This window comes from Clostridium sp. CM042 (assembly GCF_055080995.1).
This window is the reverse complement of record NZ_CM143646.1, coordinates 25676-51443: the sequence shown is the minus strand read 5'-3', so window position 1 is coordinate 51443 and position 25768 is coordinate 25676. Positions and strand designations below refer to the sequence as shown.

The 25768-nt window shown below is 32.2% G+C and carries 31 protein-coding genes and 1 pseudogene; 1 reads left to right on the top strand and 31 read right to left on the bottom strand.

What is annotated here, in order from left to right:
- Nucleotides 1-2: 2 nt before the first annotated feature.
- The 5 genes from fliF to ACWJJ7_RS00265 all read right to left on the bottom strand — a co-directional run bounded on the left by fliF (nucleotide 3) and on the right by ACWJJ7_RS00265 (nucleotide 4086).
- Nucleotides 3-1571: a flagellar basal-body MS-ring/collar protein FliF gene (gene fliF / locus ACWJJ7_RS00285; RefSeq protein WP_462963402.1), complete on the bottom strand. Its 1569-nt coding sequence runs from the start codon at nucleotides 1569-1571 to the stop codon at nucleotides 3-5.
- Nucleotides 1572-1586: 15 nt separating this feature from the next.
- Entirely contained in the window at nucleotides 1587-1886 is a 300-nt protein-coding gene (fliE, locus tag ACWJJ7_RS00280) for a flagellar hook-basal body complex protein FliE (protein WP_462963401.1), read from the bottom strand.
- An 11-nt stretch (nucleotides 1887-1897) separates the two neighbouring features.
- On the bottom strand, nucleotides 1898-2332 hold the full coding sequence (gene flgC / locus ACWJJ7_RS00275; RefSeq protein ID WP_462963400.1) for a flagellar basal body rod protein FlgC: 435 nt from the start codon (nucleotides 2330-2332) through the stop codon (nucleotides 1898-1900).
- A gap of 6 nt (nucleotides 2333-2338) precedes the next feature.
- Complete coding sequence (flgB, locus tag ACWJJ7_RS00270; RefSeq protein ID WP_462963399.1) at nucleotides 2339-2740, bottom strand: flagellar basal body rod protein FlgB; 402 nt, start codon at nucleotides 2738-2740, stop codon at nucleotides 2339-2341.
- Nucleotides 2741-3219: 479 nt separating this feature from the next.
- Nucleotides 3220-4086 (bottom strand): flagellin N-terminal helical domain-containing protein, encoded by an 867-nt coding sequence (locus ACWJJ7_RS00265; protein ID WP_462963398.1) that lies wholly within the window; start codon nucleotides 4084-4086, stop codon nucleotides 3220-3222.
- A gap of 276 nt (nucleotides 4087-4362) precedes the next feature.
- Here ACWJJ7_RS00265 and ACWJJ7_RS00260 point away from each other — a divergent pair, with 276 nt between their 5' ends.
- Complete coding sequence (locus ACWJJ7_RS00260) at nucleotides 4363-4713, top strand: hypothetical protein (protein WP_462963397.1); 351 nt, start codon at nucleotides 4363-4365, stop codon at nucleotides 4711-4713.
- A 197-nt stretch (nucleotides 4714-4910) separates the two neighbouring features.
- Here the strand turns inward: ACWJJ7_RS00260 and ACWJJ7_RS00255 are convergent, their stop codons facing one another.
- The 26 genes and pseudogenes from ACWJJ7_RS00255 to ACWJJ7_RS00130 all read right to left on the bottom strand — a co-directional run bounded on the left by ACWJJ7_RS00255 (nucleotide 4911) and on the right by ACWJJ7_RS00130 (nucleotide 25695).
- The gene (locus ACWJJ7_RS00255; RefSeq protein ID WP_462963396.1) at nucleotides 4911-5204 is read right to left on the bottom strand and encodes an AAA family ATPase; all 294 of its coding nucleotides are present in this window, start codon (nucleotides 5202-5204) and stop codon (nucleotides 4911-4913) included.
- A gap of 18 nt (nucleotides 5205-5222) precedes the next feature.
- Nucleotides 5223-5402: a YjfB family protein gene (locus tag ACWJJ7_RS00250; RefSeq protein ID WP_462963395.1), complete on the bottom strand. Its 180-nt coding sequence runs from the start codon at nucleotides 5400-5402 to the stop codon at nucleotides 5223-5225.
- A gap of 174 nt (nucleotides 5403-5576) precedes the next feature.
- On the bottom strand, nucleotides 5577-6398 hold the full coding sequence (locus ACWJJ7_RS00245) for a flagellin (RefSeq protein WP_462963394.1): 822 nt from the start codon (nucleotides 6396-6398) through the stop codon (nucleotides 5577-5579).
- A gap of 194 nt (nucleotides 6399-6592) precedes the next feature.
- Complete coding sequence (locus ACWJJ7_RS00240; RefSeq protein ID WP_462963393.1) at nucleotides 6593-7837, bottom strand: flagellin N-terminal helical domain-containing protein; 1245 nt, start codon at nucleotides 7835-7837, stop codon at nucleotides 6593-6595.
- A gap of 186 nt (nucleotides 7838-8023) precedes the next feature.
- A complete protein-coding gene (locus ACWJJ7_RS00235; RefSeq protein ID WP_462963392.1) occupies nucleotides 8024-8365 on the bottom strand; it encodes a hypothetical protein in 342 nt (113 codons plus the stop codon).
- A 36-nt stretch (nucleotides 8366-8401) separates the two neighbouring features.
- A complete protein-coding gene (fliD, locus tag ACWJJ7_RS00230; RefSeq protein WP_462963391.1) occupies nucleotides 8402-10060 on the bottom strand; it encodes a flagellar filament capping protein FliD in 1659 nt (552 codons plus the stop codon).
- Entirely contained in the window at nucleotides 10057-10458 is a 402-nt protein-coding gene (fliS, locus tag ACWJJ7_RS00225) for a flagellar export chaperone FliS (protein ID WP_462963390.1), read from the bottom strand. Before fliS ends, fliD begins: the two co-directional genes overlap by 4 nt.
- 12 nt (nucleotides 10459-10470) lie before the next feature.
- Nucleotides 10471-10761 carry a hypothetical protein gene (locus ACWJJ7_RS00220; protein WP_462963389.1) on the bottom strand — a complete coding sequence of 97 codons (291 nt, stop codon included), beginning with the start codon at nucleotides 10759-10761 and terminating at the stop codon, nucleotides 10471-10473.
- 47 nt (nucleotides 10762-10808) lie between these two features.
- A complete protein-coding gene (locus ACWJJ7_RS00215) occupies nucleotides 10809-11156 on the bottom strand; it encodes a flagellar protein FlaG (RefSeq protein WP_462963388.1) in 348 nt (115 codons plus the stop codon).
- A gap of 14 nt (nucleotides 11157-11170) precedes the next feature.
- A complete protein-coding gene (gene csrA / locus ACWJJ7_RS00210; protein WP_462963387.1) occupies nucleotides 11171-11386 on the bottom strand; it encodes a carbon storage regulator CsrA in 216 nt (71 codons plus the stop codon).
- Nucleotides 11380-11829 carry a flagellar assembly protein FliW gene (fliW, locus tag ACWJJ7_RS00205; protein ID WP_462963386.1) on the bottom strand — a complete coding sequence of 150 codons (450 nt, stop codon included), beginning with the start codon at nucleotides 11827-11829 and terminating at the stop codon, nucleotides 11380-11382. Before fliW ends, csrA begins: the two co-directional genes overlap by 7 nt.
- A 42-nt stretch (nucleotides 11830-11871) precedes the next feature.
- Nucleotides 11872-12795: a flagellar hook-associated protein FlgL gene (gene flgL, locus ACWJJ7_RS00200; RefSeq protein ID WP_462963385.1), complete on the bottom strand. Its 924-nt coding sequence runs from the start codon at nucleotides 12793-12795 to the stop codon at nucleotides 11872-11874.
- 28 nt (nucleotides 12796-12823) lie between these two features.
- Complete coding sequence (gene flgK / locus ACWJJ7_RS00195) at nucleotides 12824-14542, bottom strand: flagellar hook-associated protein FlgK (protein WP_462963384.1); 1719 nt, start codon at nucleotides 14540-14542, stop codon at nucleotides 12824-12826.
- A 15-nt stretch (nucleotides 14543-14557) separates the two neighbouring features.
- Nucleotides 14558-14965: a flagellar protein FlgN gene (locus tag ACWJJ7_RS00190; RefSeq protein WP_462963383.1), complete on the bottom strand. Its 408-nt coding sequence runs from the start codon at nucleotides 14963-14965 to the stop codon at nucleotides 14558-14560.
- Nucleotides 14966-14967: 2 nt separating this feature from the next.
- Entirely contained in the window at nucleotides 14968-15240 is a 273-nt protein-coding gene (locus ACWJJ7_RS00185; RefSeq protein ID WP_462963382.1) for a flagellar biosynthesis anti-sigma factor FlgM, read from the bottom strand.
- 245 nt (nucleotides 15241-15485) lie between these two features.
- Nucleotides 15486-16709 (bottom strand): flagellar motor switch phosphatase FliY, encoded by a 1224-nt coding sequence (fliY, locus tag ACWJJ7_RS00180; RefSeq protein ID WP_462963381.1) that lies wholly within the window; start codon nucleotides 16707-16709, stop codon nucleotides 15486-15488.
- Entirely contained in the window at nucleotides 16702-17697 is a 996-nt protein-coding gene (gene fliM, locus ACWJJ7_RS00175; protein WP_462963380.1) for a flagellar motor switch protein FliM, read from the bottom strand. The genes fliY and fliM overlap by 8 nt, the downstream gene beginning before the upstream one ends.
- A gap of 110 nt (nucleotides 17698-17807) precedes the next feature.
- Nucleotides 17808-18209: a chemotaxis protein CheW gene (locus ACWJJ7_RS00170; RefSeq protein ID WP_462965047.1), complete on the bottom strand. Its 402-nt coding sequence runs from the start codon at nucleotides 18207-18209 to the stop codon at nucleotides 17808-17810.
- A 12-nt stretch (nucleotides 18210-18221) separates the two neighbouring features.
- A complete protein-coding gene (locus ACWJJ7_RS00165) occupies nucleotides 18222-18581 on the bottom strand; it encodes a response regulator (protein WP_462963379.1) in 360 nt (119 codons plus the stop codon).
- Nucleotides 18582-18597: 16 nt separating this feature from the next.
- Nucleotides 18598-19197, bottom strand: coding sequence for a chemotaxis protein CheC (locus tag ACWJJ7_RS00160; RefSeq protein ID WP_462963378.1), 600 nt, complete (start codon nucleotides 19195-19197; stop codon nucleotides 18598-18600).
- 12 nt (nucleotides 19198-19209) lie between these two features.
- Entirely contained in the window at nucleotides 19210-21243 is a 2034-nt protein-coding gene (locus ACWJJ7_RS00155) for a chemotaxis protein CheW (protein WP_462963377.1), read from the bottom strand.
- 44 nt (nucleotides 21244-21287) lie between these two features.
- Complete coding sequence (locus ACWJJ7_RS00150) at nucleotides 21288-22052, bottom strand: CheR family methyltransferase (protein ID WP_462963376.1); 765 nt, start codon at nucleotides 22050-22052, stop codon at nucleotides 21288-21290.
- Between the two features lie 3 nt (nucleotides 22053-22055).
- A pseudogene (locus tag ACWJJ7_RS00145) lies at nucleotides 22056-22625 on the bottom strand (CheB methylesterase domain-containing protein); the annotation flags it as partial.
- A gap of 150 nt (nucleotides 22626-22775) precedes the next feature.
- Nucleotides 22776-23264: a chemotaxis protein CheD gene (locus tag ACWJJ7_RS00140; protein ID WP_462963375.1), complete on the bottom strand. Its 489-nt coding sequence runs from the start codon at nucleotides 23262-23264 to the stop codon at nucleotides 22776-22778.
- Nucleotides 23265-23278: 14 nt separating this feature from the next.
- The gene (locus ACWJJ7_RS00135) at nucleotides 23279-23728 is read right to left on the bottom strand and encodes a chemotaxis protein CheW (RefSeq protein WP_462963374.1); all 450 of its coding nucleotides are present in this window, start codon (nucleotides 23726-23728) and stop codon (nucleotides 23279-23281) included.
- 11 nt (nucleotides 23729-23739) lie between these two features.
- Nucleotides 23740-25695, bottom strand: a complete 1956-nt coding sequence (locus tag ACWJJ7_RS00130) for a flagellar assembly protein A (protein WP_462965046.1) — start codon at nucleotides 25693-25695, stop codon at nucleotides 23740-23742.
- Nucleotides 25696-25768: the final 73 nt, after the last annotated feature.

Genomic DNA, 25768 nt, shown 5'->3' with positions numbered 1-25768 from the left:
ATTTATCCCCTCTCATCTTCTGTAAGCCAAGACTTAATTATATCTGCAACTTGCCCTGGTTTCTCTTCTGCGTACTTCTTAACTTGTTTTTCAACGTGTGATTTTTTATCATTGCCTTGAAAATCCAAATCAATAGGCTCAAATACTTCTTGCTGCTTTGGAGTGATATTATCTTCAATTGCCAAACCAATGCCATCTGAAATTATTTCTTTCTTCTTACTAGACCTACGAATCGCAAATATCACTATACCAAGTAATATAACACCTAGAGCTCCATATGCTATGCGAGTGTAAAGTGCTTTCGATGCTGCTGCTTTATCGGCTTTTTCTATATCAAGGAGTGCTTGCTGAGCCGCTTTTTTACTCGCGCTATCAAAATTCAAACCTTCTATGCTTATAGTGTCACCTCTCGCTCCAGAGTATCCTGTTGCTTGCGAAACTAAATTATTTACAGAAGTTTTAGTGGTTTGATCCAAATTACCATCTAGTACAACTGATGTAGTAATTTTTTTAATTGCCCCTGGTGCCTTCACTAAGTTTTCCTCTGTTTTTGAGTTTTCATAATTTTTTGTACTATCTTTATTCACAATATTTCCATCCTTAGTAGTTGTAGGCGAAGTATTTTTTGAAGCTTCATCTACAGGACTAGTGGATAAGCCAGTGCTAGTGCCTCCATTCCATGTCTCAGTATCATGCGAACTTGCTACTGCTTTCTTTTTTTCATCATATGTAATACTTTTTCTTTCAATTGCATCAAAATCAAGCTCTGTATTAACAGAAACTCTTATTCCAGTTTTATATATAGGTTCTAACACCTTCATTATCTTTGCTTCTAAATCCTTTTCGATTTGTGCTCTTAACTGTTGTTGCTTATCTGTAGAACCAGTTACAGTATCTTTTTGTGCATCATATAAGCCCTCAGTTAAAAGCTCAAATTTATCAGATACTATACTCACATTTTCCTTTGGAAGGTTCTCAACAGCTCCAGTTAGAAGCGATACTATTGCCTTTACCTGTGCATTATCAAGCTTAGTACCTGCTTTAAGTTTTAATACAACAGATGCACTAGCTGGCTGTGTTTCGCGAACAAAAGCTGTATTCTCTGGCAACACCAAATTAACCTTAGCTCCTTCAATCTCCGGAAAAGACTTAATAGCTCTTTCAATTTCGCCAGCTAAAGCCCTTTGGTACATAATTTTAGTTTCTGTATCCGTAGGCGCCATTTTACCATTATCAAAAAGTTCAAATCCACTGCTTCCCTCTGTAATCTTAACCTCAGACATAAGCTCCATTCTAAGGCTGTCAACATCTGCCTTAGGTACTAGTATGGAGTTACCCGTTATTTTATATGGAGCTTTTTTCTCTTTTAACTTTGCTACAACTACACCTGAATCCTCTGGTGTCATATTTGAGAATAACACATCATATTTAGTCGAAGATGCTAATATTAAAAAAGAGCTAAAAGCTACTATTATTACGCCCGCAAGTAAACTGTAAGCTATTTTTTTACTTTTGCTTAAACTACCCCAGCTTTGCGAAAGCTTGTTCTTCATTTCAAGCAGCTTGTTCATATTTTGCACCCCTTACTATATCTGCATTCTATTAAATTCTCCATAAGCATCTACAAGTTTGTTTCTAATTTGTACTGCCAGTTCTAACGACAGTTTAGCTTCTTCTGTGGATAACATGACCTTATGTACGTCCTCTTCTTCACCCTTTATAAACTTTTGGGTAAGATTTTCCGCTTCTATTTGTTTATCATTGACTTCATTTATTTTTTCTTTTAAAGTATCTAGAAAATTACCATTGTTCTTATCAGCTTCTAACTCGTTTTTTTGAAGTTCATTAGCTATTTTTGTGTTGCCCATATAAGCATTAATATTCATAAATCATCCTCCTATTTACCTATTTCTAAAGCTTTAGAAAATATACTCTTTTGAGCATTTATAGAATTTACATTTGCCTCATATGCTCTTGTAGAAGCAATCATATCTGCCATTTCATTTGTAATATTTACGTTAGGCATAGTCACATATCCCTCATTGTCTGCATCAGGATGTGATGGATCATATACACGTCTTAAAGGTGAATCATCATTTTCAATTCCAACGGCTTTAACACCTTTAAAGCTTGTTTTGTATGATCCACTAGTTTTATCTAATTCTTGTTGCAAATTTTCCTGAAATACAGCTATTTTTCTTATGTATGGTTTTCCATCTTCTCCCCTAGTAGTAGTTGCATTTGCTACATTAGAAGCTATTGTATCCATCCTTAGTCTTTCTGCCGTTAGTCCACTAGAACTTATTCCCATTCCCCTAAAAACATTATTCATAATTTATTATTTTCCTCCTATAACATAACTTGTAAGTGAAAATTTACTGTTAACTTGCTTAACCAGAGCATTATACATTAATGTATTTGCAGCCTGATTAGTCATTTCTAGATCTACATCCACGTTATTACCATCTTGTCTCATACTGGTATTCTCTTCTCTTTTTACTGTAATATCTCCGCTGCTACTGCCTGTTTGCATATGTTTACTATTATTAGTTTTCATTGTATCTTCACCCATGCTACCATTTAATGTATCTTCAAATGTAACATAGAGCTTTTTATAACCTTTTGTATTAATATTTGCAATATTATTTGCACTAACTTTACTTCTCAGTGCGGAAGCATCCATACCCTTTTTCAATAAGTTGTAAGTATCTTCACTTATAGAACTTCCATTTACATTCACGATTTTATCCCCCTTAATATACCAATTAGACATATAATGCGAAATTAATTCTCCAAACCTAATATTTTACTATTAATAGCTAAATTTGTTTTCAATCTAATATATACTACCATGCATGTCTATTATATACCATTTTACTACCTTAATGTGTATTTTTTTCATTAATTTTCATTAATTTTTACCAATAATTACTTTAAAATTTAAAGTACCCAATTTCACAATTAAAATGCTACTTCACTGCCTATGTTTATTTACCAGTAACTATTGTAATATTCATCTTTTATTTACATTTCATGATTATATTATTGTTTTAATTTGTCTATATGTTGATTGTATCGTCACATGAAAATAAAAAAACAAGTCGGAAAAACCAACGTGTTTATTTTGATGTGACTTATAATTAAAGGAGGCTTGATTTTCATCAAGCCTCCTTTAGTTATTAATATAATTATATGATCCTTTACTTTATCTTAATTAATTTATCTACTTCTAACATTCTCTAATATTCTTAGTGCATCCTGTGGAATTTTATTTGATTGAGCCATCATAGCTGTTCCAGCCTCTATAAGAATATTATACTTACAATATTCCATCATTTCCTCTGCCATATCTGTATCCCTTATACCACTCTCAGCGGATTGTACTTTATCTGCCATCTCAATTATAGAATTATAGCTACTTTCAAATCTATTCTCTAAGGCTCCAAATTTACTTCTAGCACTGATGACAGTATCAATAGCTTTGTCTACAAGTTTTAGAGAATCACCTATATTATTCACATCTATCTTAACTACACCTTCAGTCTTAAGTTTTAACCCTTCTGTAGTTAAATTGTATTTTGGTATTTTAATTTTTTCTCCTACATTAGCACCTGTAACTGTTTCTATAAAAACTGAACCCTTATTATCATTAGCAGGTTTACCTTCAACCTGCTTATCAACTAAAAGCTTAACTCCATTAAACTCAGTATTATTGGCAAGATCATCTGCTCCATCTAACATTTGATTTATTTCTTTTTGGATATTTTCTTTATCCGTTTTAGTTGTAGCCCCTCCAGCTTGTACTAATAATTCTCTAACTCTTTGTAAGCTATTAGTAATACCCTCAAGACCACCTTCTGTGGTTTGAAGCATGCTAATCCCATCTTGAGTATTTCTTGCTGCCATTTGAAGCCCTCTTATCTGCATTCTAAATCTCTCGCTTTGAGCAATTGCATTAGGATTATCCTTGGCACTACTTATCTTAACACCAGAGGATATTCGCCCTAAGGCTGAACTTTGCTTAGAAAGATTCTTGCTATACGATTTATATATATTTAAAGAGGCCATATTCTTATTTAATCTCATAAAATCAACTCCATTAAAGTTTTTTTAATTATTCTTCACTTACTACTTCGTTTAAAGAATCAATAACTTTATATAAATTTCTATAAACCCTAAAAAAAAATGAGTACTCATTAGTAAATGTTGTTTTTTACATTACCAGCAAATTTTATATTCTTGGGTTGCTTGGCAGGCCAACGGGATGCCTTGCTACTTGGCTGAGTGGAAAAAATTATGTGATTCATAAATTTGGTTAAGTAGTGTATAATAGTACAATAAAGGTATAGGGAGTGTGTTATTATGGTGGATAAAACTTTTGAATTATTAGAGAAAATGTATGGTGAGTTAATAAGTTTTAAAACAGATACAAATAAAAGATTTGATGGTGTTGAGAAAAGATTTGATGGTGTTGAGAAAAGACTTGATGATGTTGAAAGTGAGATAAAAAAACTTGGAGTAACAGTGGATGGGGAAATAAAAACTAAAATAGGTTCATTATATGACGGATACACAACAAATACAGAAAAACTTAATATTATAGAGGATAAGGTTGATAACATGCAAATTGATATTAACAATCTTTCTATGAAAACTTGCAATAATGATAATAGAATAATAGAAATGAGTAAGAAATTAAAATTAATAAAATAAATATTGGAAAACTCTAAAGTATAATTAAACTTCATAATAAAACATCAAAATTTAATAATAAATAATCATAGACGATTAATAAGCTTATTTAACCACATTTCAGAAGGAAATAAATAAGCGCATCAATCGTCTATTTTCATTTTATTTTTCAATTCTATGACTTTTTCTATTGAAAGCTCTGAACCTGTAGCAACTTGTTAAACTACACTCATGTTTGTATAATTTGAAAATCCTACATTATCATTGGTACAATCTAAATTAATTAATTCTCCCTCTTCTAAAGACTGTATTATAAATGGCGAATGTGTAGTTACCATAAATTGTATTTTAGGAAACACTCTTTTTAAGTCTCCAATAATTTTACGCTGCCATTCAGGATGTAAATGTAAATCTATCTCATCTATCAATACCACTCCTGTAATCTCTTTAATAACATTTCCCTCTAAAAATGGATTTAACACTGCCATTCTAAAAGCTATATCTGCCACCATACCAATAACATTGGTTCTCTATGCCCTTACATCCAAGTTCTGTCCTACATTTGAATCTACCGCAACATTACCCATCATTTCTGTCATCTGAGTAGCGGACTGCTTACCCATATCCATAGCAATTTTCATCACTGCTATACCAGCTGATTGTTGCACCTTTGACTGACTCATTACCATTGATAGTGCTCCTATGTCCATCAAAACACCTCCCATTCGCTATTTTTTCCAAGTCATAGTTGCCCTTGAAAGTGAAAAATGACTGAGCTTGCTACTATTTGCTCATACCTTACTTTAACATTACGAAAGAGCCAGAGGAAATATTCCCCTGCCCCACTGTTGTTAATTTTATCAATTATAGGAAACGCCTTCTCCTTATCTCTCAAACCATTTATTTAATAATGCATTTGCGCTTTCCGCATTTTGTTTTAATGATGTAGCCATCATCTCACTATATTGAGTAATAACATTATCCTTCGTAAACTTCATAAAAGAAGTTGCCATATTTATATCCTCTATTCTAGATAATGAAGCCGTTAAGTTATAATTTGAATTGGTTGTATCATTATAAGCATGTTGAAGACTATTTGAATCCGCACCTATTGATACCCTATATGATGTAATCTTTTCTAATGCATTATCAATCTTAAATATAGATTCCTGTGCATTTCCACAATTTGAAACCGAAGCATCCGATATGCCAAGGCTACTTGTACTTACATCAAACAAGCTAATCATATAAGTTGTGTATGGTCTATCTTTTGTTTGTATAGATAATTCTTTATTCTCATTTAATAGCTTAATGCTATTAAATTCAGTATTACTAACAATATCATCTATACCCTTTTTTAGCTGTTGAAATTCTGAATCCACCATTTCCATATCTTTATTTATTAATGTTCCATTGGATGCCTTCACAGAAAGTTCTTTCATCCTATGTAAACAAGCTGTTATTTCATCCATAGCTCCATCTGCAACCTGAAGCATGGAAACAGTATCTTGGATATTTCTTTCAGCCTGCGATAACCCCCTAACCTGAGCTTTAAAACTTTCCGAAATACATAATCCTGATGCATCATCAGCAGCCTTATTTATTCTTTTTCCTGAAGAAACTTTGCCTATTGCCTCTGATGAATTTCTTATATTCTTAGATAGTGAATTTAAGGAACCTAAAATATTATGCCCTCCTACTTTCATGAAATCACCTCCTATTGTAAAAAATACTCATATACTACTTTTATCATTATTTTTTATTTTGTTATTTTTTGACATAAACCATCAGATAGCAGGTACTATTTTGCAGGAAGATTGACTAAATTTTCTTTAATTTTGAAAAAAGAAGCCAGAGCTTTCACCCTGACTCCTTAGTATTTCTTTTATAAGTTTATCAATTATCTTAATAATTGAAGAACTTGTTGTGGTTGTTGATTAGCTTGAGCAAGCATAGCTTGCGCAGCTTGATTAAGAATATTGTTCTTTGAGAATGTTGACATTTCTTTAGCCATATCAACATCTCTAATTCTTGATTCAGCTGATGTTAAGTTTTCTGATGAAGTTCCTAAATTAGCTATTGTGTGCTCTAATCTATTTGAATAAGCACCAAGCTTAGCTCTTTCACCAGAAACTTTTGCTATAGCGCCATCTAATACTTTGATTGCTGTAGCTGCTTCAGTAGTAGTTCCTACTTGTAGGTTTCTAACTCCCAATGCTTCAGCACCCATATTTTCAATTGATAGATTTAACGTCTGTCCTTGATTAGCACCGATTTGAAAATTAGCACTTCCATCTGCTCTTAAATCAGCTGCTTCTGTAGTTACCTCTATATTTGATAATGCATTTGAAGCTGCTTCTTTTCTAACTCCTGAAATGTCTTTAACTTCAAAAGATAATCCATTAATTTGAGATGCAGTACCAGCATTCTTTGCAGTTACAGTTGTTTTACCGTCAACTGTTTCTATTGAAGCTATATTGGTTGGATCTTTTGATATGACTTTATCTGTTATATCTTTTAATGTTTCGGTAAGATCATTTATAGTATAAGTTGTTGAATGTGCAGTACCATTTACTGAGTAACTAACAGTTATTTCATCACCTACTGCTAATTGAAGATTATTTCCAGCTAAGTCCTTCAAATCAGACAAAGCAGTAGCATCCCCCATTGTTTTTTCCATTGTTCCTGTTTGTACTTGAACTACAGAAGTTGAAACTGCAGAACCCATGTTACCATTTAAAAGTTTCTTTGTATTGAATTCAGTTTGGTCTGAAATTCTTTTAATTTCTTCGCCTAATTGAGTAGTTTCCTTTTGTATATTAACACGATCTTCTGCTGTATTAGTATCTGAAGCTGATTGAACTGATAATTCTCTCATTCTCTGAAGTATGCTATGTGTTTCACTTAATGCGCCTTCTGCAGTTTGCATAAGAGATATACCATCTTGAGCATTAGCTCCAGCTTGATCTAGTCCTCTTATTTGTCCTCTCATCTTTTCAGATATAGCAAGACCTGCAGCGTCATCTCCAGCCTTGTTAATTCTAAGACCTGAAGATAGTTTTTCCATTGATTTATTTGCGGCACCTGCATTTATACCCATGTTTCTATTAGCGTTCATTGCACCTAAGTTGTGATTGATTATCATAATAAATTCCTCCTTGATTTTTAAAGTGCACTTCCTTGCGCACTGTATCTATAGTAAGCCATTTGGCTATCTATCATTTTATAAATTTATATTTTCAACTTCTATTACTTATATCGTAGACTTAATTATATACTTTATAGTTTTTTTAAAACTAATTTGTTGATTTCAATCTTTTATTCATACTTACTATATTTTCTTATTAAACATGCTTGAATTAACATAAAAACTTTTATTATAATTATTATTAGCATTTTTAGTTATTTGTATTTTATTTAATTCTTCCTTTGTACTTTCTTTCTTTGTTTGCATCAATTCTAATAATTCGTGCTGCACCTTTATTATATCCAGTTCATCACATATATTCGAAAATTCTTCGGTAGTGTATTGCAATTTTTCCATATTTTCAATAACCATTTGTCTACTATCTAATAAATCATCTAATTTATCAATTTTGTCCTGCTGCAGTGATCTAATAAGTTCCATAGTTACCTGCTTGAATCTAACTAATTGTTGTGTCAATTCTTTCAAAATAACTTCCCCATTCCTACAGATTTTAGAAGAATTTTATTGTCCTCCACCTAATTGTTGCGTTAACCAATTTGATTGGGAGTTCAGCTTATTCATAGCTACCTCCAGTTTTGAAAACTGCAAATAAAATTTATTCTCTCTAGATGCTAGACTTTTTATCATTTCATTTATCTTTTTATCTTTCTTTATAATATCTTCAGATAACAAAGATTTAAATTCAGTTGTATCTCCTTTTATTCCCGATTTTTCAAGTAAAATACCTTTTTTACCATTACTATTTCTTGATGTTCTTGTGTAATCTTGCACAATATCATTTATTCTTTGAAATATACCTTGTTCTTTGTTTCTTGTACTTCTCTCAATGCTTGTAGCATCTGCATTATATGAAGAATATGTTGTAGATTGCTTTGCAAACAAATTAGCAACCTGCTCTCCTTTAGTTTCAATAGCAGTTTTTAGCTTTTCCTCATCTATTATAATTTTCCCTCTTTGGCTTATATCCTCCGAGGTTGATAATCCGATTTCTGAAAGAGATATGCCTGCACCTTCTACGCCTTCATAAAAAGCACTTCTCATTGAGGCAAGCATATTGTCTAAATTTGAGTCACCCTTTAACAACCCTACTTTAGCCTTAGTCTCCCATTGTTTAATTTCATCTTCCTTCATACTGGTCCTCTGTTCATCCGTAAGCGGAAGATACTTATATTGCTTCTTTTCATCAGTCTTTCCGCTAACCTTATCCACTAATTCATTATACATATCTATAAAGCCTTTAATTTTATCATAAGTTTTTTGTGAATTCCCAGTAACCGTAATGTTTGTACTAGTTGTTACATCATCTTTTGCATTTGCTTTTGTTAATGTATAATTAATTCCATCTATAGAAAAAGTATTACCCGGTCTTTCAACAGAAGTTCCTGCAGAAGCTCCTGGAGGAGTTATTGTAGCTATAGCATTTCCTCCAAGGGTTACATTTCCAGTTCCATCATCATTTACCGGTAATTTTAATTTTGTTAAAACACCTGTTCCTTCATCTGCTACCGTTAATAATGATGAACTTCCTGTTTGTAAACTCTCTATACTAAATGACTCTGTTAGTTCACTAAAATTCAATTTAACAGCTCCAGAAGTACCTTGATTAACGGCATCTGTTAATTGAGATATTGTAGCATCCTTTGATACAGTTATAGGTTTTTTTTGGTTTACACCATTTAAATCGGTATAATCAAAGGTTAAAGTTACATTACCCTCACTGTTACCGTCAATACCTAAATCACTTAATTTTGTAGTATATTTATTTACCGCTTTACCATCTGTTGCCTTTACTTTTCCTGTACTCTCTATCTTTGCTGCTGTAGCTAACTTCGTTACTACCACTTTATAGTTTCCAGCAACAGCTCCTACAGACGCCGTAGCACTCGCCCCTGCACTTTCCCCTGTTGTACTACTAGCCGCCGTTACATCAAAACCCGAATAGTTATTTTTACTTAACATATTCGTATCAAGTTTTAAATTATTAAAATATGTATTTATAATATTAGATGTATCTGATAATATATCCCTGTAAAGTTCCTGCGTCCAAGCTACTATTTGCCTATCCTGTTTCATCTTATCCACTCTCATTGTATAAGGTTTCATCATTTGTTTTACTAGCGTGTCTGTATCCAGTCCTGTAGCCATCCCCGAAATTCTCATTTAATACATCCTCCCTTAGTCTTATTATATGCCTGATTCCAAGTATCTCGAACATCATCAATTAGTGGAATAATCTCCTCCATTATGAGTACATCTTTTTTCATATTAGCATCCGTAAGCCGCCTTACTATAAACTCATAAACTTTCATTAAATTTTCTGACCATTCTCCGCCCTTATTTACATCTAAAGTTGCCATTAATTCATAGAATATATTTTGAGTTTTTATAATATTTTCATGAGCTTTTTTAACATCTTTATTTAAGATGGCCTGTCTACCTATTTTCGAAAATTTTGCAGCCCCGTCTACTAACATCAAAAGCAATTGATCCTTTGATGCGAAATTCACACTATTGCTTTTATAAGTATTGAATGCATTTCCATAAGCGTTCATTGCCATATTACTTCACCTCTACTTTTTAGTGTCTATAAAATTTCCAATGCTTCTTTGCTCTTTATCTATAGTCTCTTTAAAAACCTCTACCTCATATTGGGTATTTATAAATGCTCCTACAGATATTTTATGTTTCTTCTTATATTTTGAAATTTTATACTTAAAGTCGACCTGAGAATTTGAATTATCGCTAGGATTTTTATCTTTGTTTACGATTATTGAATCTTTTCTATGAACTACACCAGATTTTGTAGTATCCTTAACTCTTTGCCTTATCTCAACATCAATTTTATTTAATTTAAATTCCATAATAGCCCTCCTATCTTTATTCTAAAGGGTGCACCTTTGTTAAAGGATTATGCTTTTTTATCTACTAAAATACCAGCCATTTCGCACATTTTGGCTACCATGTCTAATATTTTTTTTGAGGGAATCTCTTTTATTACTTCATTAGTATTGTTATCAATTACTTTTATAATCATTTGGTTAAGCACATCATGCTTTTCATATTGCACATGTATACCTTCACCATCTAGAAATTTATTTATTTTATTTACTGCATTTTTAACTTCTTTTTCAGTGTTTTGCTTTTCACTAAATGAATTATTAATTTGAACCGGCTTTGAAACCATAACATTTTCAGGAATTTTATAAGTTATACCTATATCTGTGAAATTACTTTGATTAATACCCCCGATATCCATATTTTCCCCCTAATTTATTTCTTTAACTTTTCTAAAGCTGATGCATCAAAAACCGTAGCTCTTTGATTTTCATCTGTGACTTCTATATAAAGTTCTTTCCTCAAAATTCCAACTTCTCTTGGTGCAGTTATAGCAATTTTTACAGATCCATTTTCAATCTTAACTATAGTTATTTCAACGTCGTCACCTATAAGTATGGATTCACCTTTTTTTCTGCCTATTACTAACATTTATTTGTACCTTCTGAAATGTCGTTAAATAGAGGTTCCTTTATTTTGTATTTATCATTATCTAATATTAATTGTCCACCTAATTTTTCTTTTATATTAATAATGATTGGGGCTTTTAAATTAGTAGTCATATCCTCAACATTTGGACTTAAAGTTACGGTAGTTAATACTAATACTTGTTCAGGACTAGCTATTTTGAGTTCTTTTATATAAATGTCTGGTATTTTAAATTCATAATCCGCCGCAATTGTAAATGGAGATACCAAAACTAAACCAACCTCAATATTTTCAATTGAGTGTAATATACTAAAAACTTCATTACTTTCCAATGGAAAAATTATAAATTTTTTTAATTCTTTAAATCCCGGCAGACCTTTTTTAAACAATATAACATCTTCATCACTATATGCTCGAGCTCCATGATACTTAGTAACCAGCTCCATATTACAAATCAACTCCTTTTAATAATTCAACTCTCAACTAGCCTAGAGATAATCAATTAATGAAGGTTGAAGTATCTTAGCACTGATTTGAAGAGATGCCATATACACGGTTTGCATAATAGCAGCTTCCATTGTTTTTTCTGTAATATCTATATCCTCAGTTGCAGACAATATTTCTGTCATATTAAAATTTTGATCTTCATTTCTAGTTTTAGCGCTTTCCATTCTATTTTGCTTAGCTCCAACCTCAGAACGTAGCTTTAATACATTAGTCATAACTTTTTGTATTCCTTCTAGGTCTGCATTGTTCAACTCTTTAATATCATTTGGCTCAGTCGAGTCAAGGTGTTTTGTAATATTCCCTAACAATTTCATAAGGTTCTCATCACCACCGGTTCCATAGTTTATAACCTGTGTTGCTGTAACGTTATAATCCATAGTTACACCTTGGGATATTTCTACTAATAGCTTATCACCCGCTTTTGTTCTACAAATTAACTCATCATTTCCACCTGCATCCGTGCTTGTTCCCGCAGGTTTAATTGTTCCGTCTGTGCCTCCAAATATATATTTACCATCAAAGCTAGTATTTAATATTTGTGAAAGTTCCTGTATTCTTTGATTTATTTCATCCTTAACAGCTTGTCTCTGTCCACTGTCGTAGGTACCATTTCCAGCTGTTACTAAAAGTTCTTCAATTCTTCCAACTACCTTTCCTACATCTCCTAATGCCGAATCTGTTGTGTCAAGCCAATTTGTTGTATTTTTAATATTACTATTATATTGTTTGTTCGCATCTATCTCTGAATACATCTGCATTATTCTAGAAGTTTTAAAAGGATTATCTGAAGCTTTTGTTATTTCTTTACCAGAAGCCATTTGACTCTGTAACCTACTCATATTAGCTAAATTTGTTCTCATATCTCTTAAATAATTATTTGAAAGCATTTTATTTGTTACTCTCATATCTTCACTCCTCGTATAATTCTATCATTTATCTTTTTAGCCCATTAATAATTACATCTAGAAGCTCATCAACGGTTGAAATAATCTTTGCATTAGCTTGATAAGCATGTTGAAATTGAATCATATTCGCCATTTCCTCATCCAAGGATACACCTGATATAGAGGCCCTTGATTCTTCTAAACCTGCTAATAGTGATTCCTGGTTGATTACAGTTTTTTTTGCCGTTTCGGTCTGCGCCGCTAATCTACTTACGATATCCGTGAAATAACCACTAACTGTCATGCCATTCACACTTGATGCAATTGTATCAACTCCTAGTACTGGATCTGAACTGAATTTATTGTTGTTCGTTAAAAACTTCTCCCTATTGGTTGTCTTATCAATGTTCTGGATATCTAACCTCACATCTCTAAGTTGTGCAATAGCTAATGCTCTATCTCCATCACTTACCCCTGGAGTATCACCTTTTCCAGTCTTAATTTTCATAACGTCTCTTAGTATATCTTCATTAACAGAAATATTACCAGCTGTTATTCCTTCCTCTTTACCTCCAGGCTCGCTATTAACAAAAAATTTAAGTTCACCTTCTTTTTCAGCACTGTTACCGCTATGCACCGCATTTATAGAAAATGCAATACTCTTAGCTAGACCATTTAACTCGTTTATATATTTGTCTATATCTGCCTGTACAGACATATAGCCTTTTAGTTCTCCCTTTTGAGGAGTAAATAATTTTAAATCAGTAAAACTACTACTCTCTAAAATTTTACTGCCATCTGCTTTAATAGCATTTCCATCTTTATCTGACCAAAGTACTCTACATTGATCTAATTCTTTATATTCTGCATCAGTTAAGTTCATGTTTATAGTTTTTTCGTTTCCCTCACTGGACATATCTCCATTTTTGTAATAAGTAACATTATAGGTTCCATCTGCTATTTTTTCAATACTACTCACATAAGAAAATCTCTTAACCTCATCTTTGTTAGTAGAACTTACAAGGCATGCATTTCCCATACCGCAGGCATCATCTGGTTTAAGATCTTCTCCACCTAGTGCCTTTTTATCAATAGTGATACCAAATTTCAAACTTAGCTGATCTATTAACAAATCCCTTTTATCCATCAAATCATTAGGCTCATTCCCGCCAACTTTTACGCTAATAACCTGTTGATTTAATACATCTATTTGATCAAGCATATTGTTTATGCCCACTACATTCTGCTTAATAAGCTCTTGACTATTGCCTTTTAATTTTATTAACTGATTATAAGTATTATTTAATTCATCAGTTAGTGCTTTAGATTGTTGTGCTACTACAGTTCTTGAATTTGAATTTTCCGGATGTAATGAAAGTTCATTCCAAGAGTCAAAAACCTTTCCGATGAGGTTTGAAACTCCTGTATCGCTAGGCTCATTCATAATACCTTCAATCTGTGAAAGGAATTTTTCACGCCCTTGATATAACCCACTAGTTCCATTTTCCGTCCTTACCTGGTAATCTAAAAAAACGTCTCTTATTCTTATTATAGCGGAAATCTGTACACCAGTACCTAATTGACCTGGCCCCATAGCATTATTCATAGAAGGCATACCAAATGGCCTTGTAGTCTCCATAGTAACCCTTTGCCTTGAATATCCCTCTGTATTAGCATTAGCTACGTTATGACTAACTACATCTAAAGCCTTTTGTTGAGCACTCATACCGCTTCTAGCTATATTAAAAGTTGAAAATAATCCTGACATTTCTTTCACCTCATATTATTTAATTTTGCCACTTGCATTGTAAGTGGCTTGCTCTCTTACTGGATTTAATACATTCAATATTCTATTTGTAAAACTAAGTCCTTGTCTTATAAGTAACTCGTTCGTATCCTTTTGAAGTACAACTTCTTGTAATAGATTCTTAATTTTATTATAATTACTCTCTAGCTCCTCATCTCTTGCTTCTTCAACTATTGACCCCATAGTTCTACTTTGCGTAAGTTTTCGCCTCTCAACTTCCATATACGCTATGTTTTTATTAGCTTCTTTAATCTTACCTACGCAAGCTTCCATTCCGAAAATATCACTAACAGCTATACATCTGTGTTGCTCTTCAAGTTCTAATAGCAAGGCCTTCACAACCTCTGTTTCCTGCACAATAATCTCATTTAGTTTTTGCATCATAACTAAATTTCTCTCCCTTTCATAATATCAATTATTCTTTTAGCTGCTAATTTTGAATCCACATTGTAGGTGCCCTGCATTACTTTATTTTTAATAGCTTCTATCTTCTCTTTTGAATTAACCGGTTTACCCTCCAATGATAATGCACTTAAACTTTTCCCTACTGAGGATAACTCTATGGTATCTTTTTTTGAAGCAGTTGCCTTTAATTCTGTTTTAGCTATATTTTTTTTATAACTACTAACTACATTATTTTTTACTCCATCTATTTTCATTGTTATTCACTCCTAGCTTTTTATATCTTTAAGCCTAGTTTCTATTCTATCTATTTCTATTATCGTATATAATCTTTAAATGTTTATACAATATTTAATATTACTCTGATATTTATAATTTATTTACTATATTTATTTATTTTCGTATGATTTATATAAACTATCATAAAATTTCTAAAAAAAAATGAATAAGGAATAAATAACATTTATTCCTTATTCATATACTATGTAATACACATGTTCACTTATTCAACTATTGCTTTAACTCTTTCTTCACCACTAATTATACTAGTAATTCTAACTCCAAAATTCTCATCTACAACTACAACTTCGCCATATGCTACTTTTTTACCGTTTACTAATATATCTACTGGCTCTTCTGCTAACTTATCAAGTTCTATTAAAGATCCTGTTCCCAAATTTAAAATGTCCCTAATATTCTTTTTAGTTTTTCCAAGTACTACGGAAATTTCCAGTGGTACATCTAATATTAAGTCGATGTTTCTTGGAGAATTACAAACGGGAGCCTTTGTTAATGGTTTAAAGGCTGCCTGCCTAACCTCTACTTGCGGCTGTGGCCTCTCAATCGGTTTTGCATTATATTCCGGCTGCGCTTGTTCCTGCACAAAACCCTGTTCATATTGTGTCTCTTGCTTTACACTGGCCGGCTGTACATTTGGTTCTTCCATTTCACCCTGACTACTAGCTACTTTTGGTGCTTCCTCGGTTTGTTCTGTGCCCATCATAATAGCCACTATTTTTTTAGCAGTTTTTACAGGAAGCACTTGCATTATAACACTATCAATCAAATCACCAACAGTCATTCTAAAAGCTACCTGAACAACTTCCTCGTCTTTATCTATAGTTTCACTTAAAGGTGAAGTATCCTCATCCCATATCTTAGACTGAGGAGGTGATATATTTACTTCCCTAGCAAACATAGTTGCCATAGATGTTGCAGCAGATCCAATCATTTGATTCATAGCTTCTGAAACAGCACTAATTTCAATTTCTGATAGCTGAGGATTTCCTTCTACTTTGCCATCTCCACCCATCATCAAACTAGCTATAACCGCTGCATCAGTAGTCTTTATTACTAAAAGATTTCCGCCTGCTATTCCGCTTGTAAAGTTCACGTCTAAAGCAACACTTGGAACTTCAAAATTAGCTCTTAAATCTTTAAGTGTACTTATTGAAACTACTGGCGTTGCTATATTCACTGGTTGACCTACTATAGTGGAAAGAGCTGTTGATGCTGAGCCCATAGAAATATTTCCAACTTCACCAAGCAAATCTTTCTCAATATCAGTGAGCTCAAATGCCTGCTGTGGTTCAGAGCTCATGCCTTGTTCCTCGCCTATGCCAAGTTCAGAATTTGCACTTTGGTCAGAGCCGCTTTTGTCAGAAACTTCGTCGCCTCCATTTAAGAGTGCGTCGATTTCTTCTTGCGAAAGAAAGCCGTTACTCATAATTTTCCACATCCTTATCTATTATATCTAATATCTGAATCCCCTTATTTTTACCTATAGTACCAGGCTTGCCAGTATAACATAAATGTTCCTCCACAAATACTTTAACTGGGCTATCACTTGAATTATCTAATGTAATTACATCGCCTTCAGTTAATTGCAGAAATTCATTTACAGTAATATTTGTACTACCTAGTACCCCTTTTATTGGAACACTTACTATATTTAATCGTTTTTTCAATTTTTCTTTAGATTCACTGACAATTTCTTCATTATTTTCTCTAAACCAATATTGACCAACTAGTTTATCTAGTACTTTTTCAATGCTTAAATATGGTATACAAATATTTATAAAGCTATTAATATTACTAAGTTCTGCCGAGAAAGTAATTAGGGCAACTGGTTCATTTGGAGCCAGAGTTTGATTAAGTGCAGGATTAGTTTCTAGTGTCTCAATCTCTGGTTTTACGTCCAAAACATCTTCCCAAGCAAGTTTTAAGTTAGCTATAAGTCCCGTATTAACATTTCTTAATATATTTTTATCTATATCAGAAAATTCTCTAAGCTTAACCTTTCTACTCCCCATACCACCTAGAAGTATATCAATTATTTGAAAAGAGAACTGGGGATTAGTTTCAAATAATATAGAACCACTTAAAGGTGGCATTTTAAATATAGTTAAAATGGTGGGGTTTGGGATTGAATGAATAAATTCATCGTATGTTATTTGTTGAATACTTTCAGTTTTAATTTTTACGTTACTTCTTAGCTGTGCAGATAAATAACTTGATATTATCCTTCCATAATTATCATGAATAAGCTCAAGCGTTCGTAAGTGATCTTTTGAAAATTTTTGAGGACTCCTAAAATCATATAATTTAATTTTATGCTTTTCCTCATCATCTGTGAGGCGATCTGCTTCTATCTCCCCAGAAGATAGGGCAGATAAAAGTGAATCTATCTCACTTTGCGATAATACTTCTGCCATATTTCTACCTCATTTCTATGTATGCAGTATTATTGTTATATTGAATCATGTTTCCATTTCTTATTGTTTCCATTTTATTTCTCAATAAGTTTTTATTTCTCAATAAGTTTTTATTTTTCAATAAGCTTACCAATATCAATTAATGTAACAATTCTATCTTTAAAATTTATAATACCCTTTATATAGGGTTTGTTTTTGTCAATTTCAATTTTTTCAATCAAATTTTCTTCAATTTCTAATACTTCATCAACTTGGTCTACTGTTACTCCAACAGATTCTTCTTGTAAATTTAATATAATAATATTTTCTTGACTCCCCAGGCCTTTTTCAATATCTAAAAGGAGATTTATATCTAAGAGAGAGATTATAGTACCTCTTAAATTAATTAAACCTTTTATGTATTTCTCAGATTTTGGTACTTTTGTTATTTCCATCATATCATTAATACTTTGAACAATAGATGCTTCTACTGCAAACTGTTCCTCATTAACTTTAAATACAACTACTTGAATAATATCCACCTCCTAACCTATAACTTTTTTTATTGCTTCCAATACTCTATCTGCTTGAAATGGTTTGACAATAAAATCTTTAGCACCGGCCTTTATTGCATCCATAACCATACTCTGTTGGCCCATAGCGCTGCACATAATTATTTTTGCAGCAGGATCAATAGCTCTAATAGCTTTAACAGCTTCAATTCCGTCCATATCTGGCATGGTAATATCCATAGTTACAACATCCGGTTTTTCTACTTTGTACAGCTCCACTGCTTTTATTCCATTGCTTGCTTCCCCTACAACTTCAAATCCGTTTTTTTCTAATATATCTTTTATCATCATTCTCATAAATGCCGCGTCATCAACAATTAATACTTTAGCCATTTTATAATACCTCCAATTAATTTACACCTAATGAATTTAATATTTTCTCTAGTGATCCGGGCATTGGTATATAGTAGAAATGCCCTCTTATTTTTTCATTCTCTCGTAAAAACTGCGTTTCTAAATCTAGTACATACTCGTCGAATTGACCTGATTCAATAAAAGTAGTTGATAATATTGCGCCCATCATGTCTACAGCAACAGCTGGCACCGATGGCATAAGCGTAAGATTAGTGAGTTTTGCTATTGCATTCATGAAAGAACTTGAAATAATATTCCCTATTTCACACAATACCGAGCTCCCAATTTCAGATATCTCTTTCTGCTCTTCACCTAATAATTTTGAAATAATGTCTAAAGCCGTTTCCTTTTCTAAGGTAAATAGTATATTTCCTGGTATATCTCCAAGCACTCTTACAATTACACCACTTACTACTTCTTCAACTCCTATTTTAGAAAAAATATTATCAAAGTTAATAATCTTTACTGCTGGCACGGTCATATCTATTTTTTCATTCAATAATTGTGATAAGGAAGTAGCTGCATTTCCCGCACCAATATTTCCCACTTCTTGCAAAACATCTAATTGAATAGGACTAAGCCCTAAATAATCCATACTATACTCTCCTTACACTAGGGCTGCAACATCTAGTATCAAAGTAACTAGACCATCCCCTAAGATAGTTGCTCCTATATATTCTTTTAATCCTTGCAATGTTTTTCCTAGGGGCTTTATTACAATTTCTTGTTGTCCTAGAAGCGAATCTACTAAAAGTCCTACTGTTTTCTCTCCCACTTTCACAATAACAATATATTGCTTATTTTTATCGCTAGCCTCTATTTTCATCTTTTCATTTACCCTTACTAGCGGAATTACACTATCATTGTAAACAATGACTTCTTTGTTATTAGTTTTCTTAATTAGTTCATCCTTGTAATCTATTACTCTATCAATATAACCAAGAGAAATAGCCATAGTTTCATCACCAATTTTTACGAGTAATGCTTGAATAATTTGTAGTGTCAATGGTAATCTTATAATAAATGAAGTACCTTTGTCAATCTCGCTTATAGCATCTACCGTTCCACCAAGGGCAGCAATTTTTGTTTTAACAACATCCATGCCAACTCCACGTCCAGAAATATCTGTTACTTTCTCATTTGTGCTAAATCCTTGTGCAAAAATTAAATTTTTTACATCTACATCTGACATCCCTTCAGTATTTATACCAACTTTATTAGCCTTTTCTTTTATTTTATCAACATCTAGCCCTTTACCATCGTCTTCTACCTTTATTATAGCTTTTGTACCTTCAGAATAAGCTATAAGCTTAATTGTGCCAATAGGATTTTTACCTTTGGAAGTTCTCTCTTCACTAGATTCTATCCCATGATCCGCCGCATTACGAAGTAAATGAAGTAGCGGTTCACCAATTTCATCAATAACCGTTCTATCAATTTCCGTCTCTTGTCCTTGTATTTTAAGTTCCATTTCTTTTCCAAGCTCTTTCGATAAATCTCTTATCATTCTTGGAAACCTATTGAATACTGTTTCCAGTGGTAACATTCTTATTTTCATTACTAAATCTTGTAGCTCTGACGTGGCCCTAGCTACTTGTTCTAAAGTTTCATTTAAATCAGTTAATTTATGATTGCTACTTATTTGCTCTAGTCTTGTTCTATGAATTACAAGTTCAGATACCATATTCATAAATTTATCTAATCTATCTAGTTCAACTCTCACAGATTGATGAGCTTTTTTGTGAACTACTTTCTTCTTATCTTTATTTTTATCATCTACAACCTGGCTACTTTTCTCTGTTTCTATTTTAACTTCAGGTGATTTTTCTATTTCTTTAATTTCCCCTAATTTATCAGACAAATTATCCGTATTAATTGTAGCATCAACATTCTCTACCCGTACATTTTCCACTTCAGATATATTTAGCAAAATATCAATAACTTCTGCTTTATCTTTATTTGTAATATAGACTAAATTTATTTTGAATTCAAAATTTTCATTTTCTAAATCTTCTGCCGACGGTATGGATTTTATAATATCACCATATTCTTCTAAGCTCTTAAAAATGAGAAATGCTCTCGCTGCCTTAAGCAGTGTATTTTCACTTAATAGAATCCTTATTTCAAAAGCATTATACATTTTATCCCTTGCTTGCTTAATAATATTAATGTCATATTCATTAAGACTAACTCCCTCATTAAGATTATCTTTACTTTCTTTAATAACTTGATTTTCTTTTTCATGATTTTCAGGAGCATCATTCCCTTCTGCTATGGAATGCAAATCATGTATTATCTCCTCAATCGGAGTTTCTTCAGAAATTCCCTCTGAAATATTATCCACCATTTTTTCTAAAGTATCTAAACATGTGAATAAAACAGTTACCACCTTTTCCGTAACTTTAAGCTTTCCTTCGCGAAATTTAGATAGAACATCTTCCATATTGTGTGTTAATTCGGCCATTTCACTATATCCCATAGTTGCCGCCATGCCCTTTATGGTGTGAGCTACCCTGAATATTTCATTTAGCTTGTCTATGTCTTCTGGATTCTGTTCAAGTTCAAGAAGAGCTTCATTCAATGTCTGCAAATTTTCCATTGACTCTTCTAAAAACATTGACATATATTGCGATGTATCCATTATTTTCCCCCTTGTTAATCATTAGTCCTAAATGGTTATTCACCTTAGATTTTTTTATAAATAAATGTGGATGTTTTTTCAAATCCATAATCTTTATAATTATATATACTTTCAGTTGCCCCAACAAAAAGTAATCCACCTTTTTTTAGTGACTCACTAAATTTTTTATATATTTTATCCTTAACATCTCCATTAAAATAAATAACTACATTTCGACAGACTATTAAATCAAAATTGCTTTCATAATTCTCTAAAATAAGATCATGTTTCTTAAATTGCACCATCTTTTTAATTTGAGAATTAATACAGTATTTATCACCATTAATCACAAAATACTTATCTAGATATTGTTTTGAGACATTTTTAACTTCTGAATAAACATATTCCCCATTATTGGCTTTTTGAAGTATTGTGCTATCTATGTCTGTAGCTATAATTTTATGATTAGCTCTTGGATTTAAATTATCCATAATCATAGCTAGGGAATAAGGCTCAGCTCCAATAGAACATGCTGCACTCCAAATTTTAAGCCCTGAATTATATGAGAGTTCTGATTTTATTTTTTTTGAAAGTTCGTCAAATATTTCAGGATTTCTAAAAAAATCTGTTACATTTATTGTGATAAAATCTAAAAACTTTTGTTTTTGCGTAGGATCTTTCTTTAATAACCTAATATACTCCTCTACAGAATTAACCTCAACTCTGGACATTAAACTTAAAATCCGCCTATGTAATTGATTAGATTTATAGGCCGATAAATCTATATTATATTCTTTTAAAACCCATTGCTGAAAATATATTAAGTCCACTTTCTATAATCGCCTCCCCGTTACAACTTTAGTAATTTCCTGTGCAACATCTTCGAGCATTACAACTTTATCTACTTTACCTGTTTCAAAAGCAGCCTTTGGCATACCATATATAATGCAAGTAGATTGGTGCTCAGACATAGTAACACCTCCATTGTCTTTGATAGCTTTCGTGCCTTGTGCACCATCACGTCCCATACCAGTAAGTATAACACTTAGAAGCCTAGAACCATAAACGCTGGTTGCGGATAAAAAAAGTTTATCTACTGCAGGCCTAACTCCCCAAATAGTAGGCTCTGTATTTAAATGTATCTTCTTGTCACTTCCTACTTCCATATGATATCCACCAGGAGCAACATAAACTACATCTTTTTCTATTAAATTTCCATCTTGCGCTTCTATAACCTTTAACTTGCTGTTTAAATTAAGTCGCTGCGCAAATGCTTTTGTAAAACCCATCGGCATATGTTGTACTACTAAAACTGCAACTCCTAAATCACCTGGCAAAGCTGTTATTATCTTATATAATGCTTTAGGTCCACCAGTAGACGCTCCAATAACCACAGCTTCTATATTATGGCACACTACATTTTCTACTCTAGTTTTAATCTTGCTCAGCATTTATCATATCAGATATGCGTCTTCTCATTAGTACTGAATCATCTACTACAATAACTTTAGTTTTCTTTAACATTATCTTCCCCCGTTAACCGTACCTAAAATCTAAATTTCTGTGGTTCCTATACCTACTGTTCTAATAAATAGCAATCCATTGATGGTTTCAAATATCAAGGTTCTCCCTTTATTACCCCCAATATCTTCTCCCACTATTGGAATGGATAAAACCTTTAGTGCATTTTTCACCGCTACTCCATTTCTTTTACCAATATCCATAATTATGCTTTTATCTGAGAAATTAAACATGGAGGCTCCACCAGCTATTTTAGCCTTCATATTTTTAAGTTTTGCACCTTTTTTTATCATATCCTTTACTAATATGGGTATGGCTAAATCTGCAAATTTCATTTCGTTGGTTACTTTATTAAATTGGTTGCTATCGGGAAGCATTATGTGTGCCAATCCTCCAAGTCCGACCTCTTTGTCATAAATTGCAATGCCAACACAAGATCCTAGGCCCACAGTTATTAATTTATCTGGAGAGTATGCTACATTTAAATCTGAAATTCCTACTTTTATTTCATTATATCCCATATCCACACCTTATTTTATAATATTTGTATTTTTTCTTCTTCTGTCAATATAGCTGAAATATTTAAATATATAATTATTCTACCATCATTCTTAATAAGTCCTTTGATATATCTTTTAGATATTTCCGAAATTATTTCTGGGGACTCTTCTAAGTTATCTAACCTCACATCCTTAACTTCAGAAACAAAATCAACTATTATACCTATTTTACCATTATTTTGTTTTGCAACTATTATCTTAGATTCTCCTTGTATTTCAGAGGAAGGTAAATCGAATTTTTTTGATAGTGATATAACTGGCAAAATTTTATCTTCGTAATTTATCACGCCTTCAACAAATCGTGGTGAATCTGGAATTTTAGTTAACTTTTGATATTGCAGTATTCTTTCCACTTCTAATATACTAGTAGCATAATACTCACCATTTATTCTAAAAACTAATACCTTAATTTCTTGTTCTTTCATATTAACTCCCCCTAAAGTTGTAACTTATCAACAGTTAATTCTCTAGCATCATTTAGGTACGCATGAATATTTTTACTAGGAGTATCCAGAATGTACTCTCTATCGCCTATAATAAATCTAGTATTTTGATAAGCAATTTCCACCCATATTTGGCCATGGTCTTCTACCATAAGTACTGTTGATACTCCCCCCATTCCTCCAACTATTTTGCATCTAATTTCTTTTCCAGCTTTCATAACTCCACCACGAGCTAAGCTTTTATCTTTTTGAAAAATTATACTATCACTTGCAACCATTTGTGACACATATTCTCCCTTACCACTAAGGATAATATTACCTGAGCTCTTAATTGTTGTATCTTGACAATAGTCTAACACCACATCCACAGGAACAGTTAAATTCATCGTAAGGACTGAGATTTTATCATCAATGATCGTTACTGCATCATTTAATTCCTCATATTTTTTTATGTTAAGAGTACAAACATCAAGTATTTTATTTTTAATGATAAATACTAATTTATCATCAATACTTTTCTGCTGCAGTATTCTTTTAACTATCTTAATGGAAGTTTGAGGGAGTTTTTTAAATTTAGTTTCTATTAAAATTTTAACAATTTGTCCATCAGTAGTATTTTTTACCATAAGATTCATTTCTTTTAATTGTTTTACGCATTCTATTAATTTTGTTAGGTCGTTTTTCATACTCCTTAAGTCACTTAAATATTCTAAAGTTAATACGTCTTCTTTTCCTGCTGAAATTTTGGAATTAATTACATTACCCCTTACCACAACATCACCATTCGCAGTGATTTCTGCTTCTGCTACATTGTTTTTAACTAAAATAGAATTGCCTGCTTCCACTCTCATACCTTCGTGTACACTGCCACTTATAATTATATCTCCCACAAATTCAATGTTTCCTGTCTTCAGTTCCACATCTCCATTTACCTCATAAGTTTCATAAACGAAAAAAGTGTTTCCCCGTCTAGAATGTCTACCTTCTCTTGTTGCCACAACAGTACATTCATCTACAATTTTACAACCTTCTCCTACGCCTAGCACTATTTTTTTTATGTTTTTAGATATTATAGTCTTGCCTGTAATATCTATTCCATCTTCTCCTTTTTTGCCCGGATAAAGAATGGCTAAGACTTGTCCTTTTTCTACTCCTTGTACGAATCCTATATCTTTGTAGTCTATAGCATCATTATTATTCTGCTCCTTTGGCTTGCCTTCTACATTGCATTTGACTTCGAGTCTGTCATCTACTGTATCTATAGTTTTCTTCCCATTTGCAATAATCAGTTCCGAAATCTCATTAGCCGTTTCACATTTCATAATGCTCATCTTCAAAATTCCATATCTAATATTATGATTTTGAAGTTCATTTCTAATTTCTAATTCTGTAAATTTTGGTGGCATAACTTCTTCTTTTACATCGCTTTCTAATAAAACTGAGTTTGAAGGCCCGACATCTTTTAATTTATAAGTTGTATTAGGCTTATATATAATACTAATATAAGCTTCCATCCTGTCTTGAGTTATCCTTAAATTCATATACCTTTTAGCTTTAGCGTCTTCTTCCTCTTCTTCGTTGAAAATAATATCAATAGTACTTTCCTCATATACGGTGGTACGGGAGATAACTTTTTCTCCATTTACCGTTAGTGTAATATTATTTTCAGTAGAAATTAACGCTGGTTTTCCAGTGCCTTTAGGATTTTTTATTTTAATGATACCATTTAGAATTTCTATAGTTCCATTTGTTTCGCAATCAATATTTTTACCATTTAAATCTTCTATAGCATCTATAGAAATTACAGCATATTTCTTAAACATGCCTCTTCCTTCCTCTAGTATAGTATATTTTAACCTTTCTGCTGACACACCTAAACTAACACTTGCACTTTGCAAACATTTCTGAACGTTACGACCTTGGAATTTTGGGTACTCTACCTTGCCTATTACTTGTTACACCTCTTTCTATAAATAAATTATAATATAACTTCTACATCTTTTGTTAAATCATCTCTTGTGG

Coding starts and splice junctions, on each gene's coding strand:
- fliF (WP_462963402.1), bottom strand. CDS start 1,571: ATGAACAAGCTGCTTGAAATGAAGAACAAGCTTTCGCAAAGCTGGGGT.
- fliE (WP_462963401.1), bottom strand. CDS start 1,886: ATGAATATTAATGCTTATATGGGCAACACAAAAATAGCTAATGAACTT.
- flgC (WP_462963400.1), bottom strand. CDS start 2,332: ATGAATAATGTTTTTAGGGGAATGGGAATAAGTTCTAGTGGACTAACG.
- ACWJJ7_RS00265 (WP_462963398.1), bottom strand. CDS start 4,086: ATGAGATTAAATAAGAATATGGCCTCTTTAAATATATATAAATCGTAT.
- ACWJJ7_RS00260 (WP_462963397.1), top strand. CDS start 4,363: ATGGTGGATAAAACTTTTGAATTATTAGAGAAAATGTATGGTGAGTTA.
- ACWJJ7_RS00255 (WP_462963396.1), bottom strand. CDS start 5,204: ATGGTGGCAGATATAGCTTTTAGAATGGCAGTGTTAAATCCATTTTTA.
- ACWJJ7_RS00250 (WP_462963395.1), bottom strand. CDS start 5,402: ATGGACATAGGAGCACTATCAATGGTAATGAGTCAGTCAAAGGTGCAA.
- ACWJJ7_RS00245 (WP_462963394.1), bottom strand. CDS start 6,398: ATGAAAGTAGGAGGGCATAATATTTTAGGTTCCTTAAATTCACTATCT.
- ACWJJ7_RS00240 (WP_462963393.1), bottom strand. CDS start 7,837: ATGATAATCAATCACAACTTAGGTGCAATGAACGCTAATAGAAACATG.
- fliD (WP_462963391.1), bottom strand. CDS start 10,060: ATGAGAATTTCGGGGATGGCTACAGGACTGGATACAGACACGCTAGTA.
- fliS (WP_462963390.1), bottom strand. CDS start 10,458: ATGGCAATGAACGCTTATGGAAATGCATTCAATACTTATAAAAGCAAT.
- ACWJJ7_RS00220 (WP_462963389.1), bottom strand. CDS start 10,761: ATGGAATTTAAATTAAATAAAATTGATGTTGAGATAAGGCAAAGAGTT.
- ACWJJ7_RS00215 (WP_462963388.1), bottom strand. CDS start 11,156: ATGGATATCGGGGGTATTAATCAAAGTAATTTCACAGATATAGGTATA.
- csrA (WP_462963387.1), bottom strand. CDS start 11,386: ATGTTAGTAATAGGCAGAAAAAAAGGTGAATCCATACTTATAGGTGAC.
- fliW (WP_462963386.1), bottom strand. CDS start 11,829: ATGGAGCTGGTTACTAAGTATCATGGAGCTCGAGCATATAGTGATGAA.
- flgL (WP_462963385.1), bottom strand. CDS start 12,795: ATGAGAGTAACAAATAAAATGCTTTCAAATAATTATTTAAGAGATATG.
- flgK (WP_462963384.1), bottom strand. CDS start 14,542: ATGTCAGGATTATTTTCAACTTTTAATATAGCTAGAAGCGGTATGAGT.
- ACWJJ7_RS00190 (WP_462963383.1), bottom strand. CDS start 14,965: ATGATGCAAAAACTAAATGAGATTATTGTGCAGGAAACAGAGGTTGTG.
- ACWJJ7_RS00185 (WP_462963382.1), bottom strand. CDS start 15,240: ATGAAAATAGATGGAGTAAAAAATAATGTAGTTAGTAGTTATAAAAAA.
- fliY (WP_462963381.1), bottom strand. CDS start 16,709: ATGAGTAACGGCTTTCTTTCGCAAGAAGAAATCGACGCACTCTTAAAT.
- fliM (WP_462963380.1), bottom strand. CDS start 17,697: ATGGCAGAAGTATTATCGCAAAGTGAGATAGATTCACTTTTATCTGCC.
- ACWJJ7_RS00165 (WP_462963379.1), bottom strand. CDS start 18,581: ATGGCTAAAGTATTAATTGTTGATGACGCGGCATTTATGAGAATGATG.
- ACWJJ7_RS00160 (WP_462963378.1), bottom strand. CDS start 19,197: ATGGATTATTTAGGGCTTAGTCCTATTCAATTAGATGTTTTGCAAGAA.
- ACWJJ7_RS00155 (WP_462963377.1), bottom strand. CDS start 21,243: ATGGATACATCGCAATATATGTCAATGTTTTTAGAAGAGTCAATGGAA.
- ACWJJ7_RS00140 (WP_462963375.1), bottom strand. CDS start 23,264: ATGGGATATAATGAAATAAAAGTAGGAATTTCAGATTTAAATGTAGCA.
- ACWJJ7_RS00135 (WP_462963374.1), bottom strand. CDS start 23,728: ATGAAAGAACAAGAAATTAAGGTATTAGTTTTTAGAATAAATGGTGAG.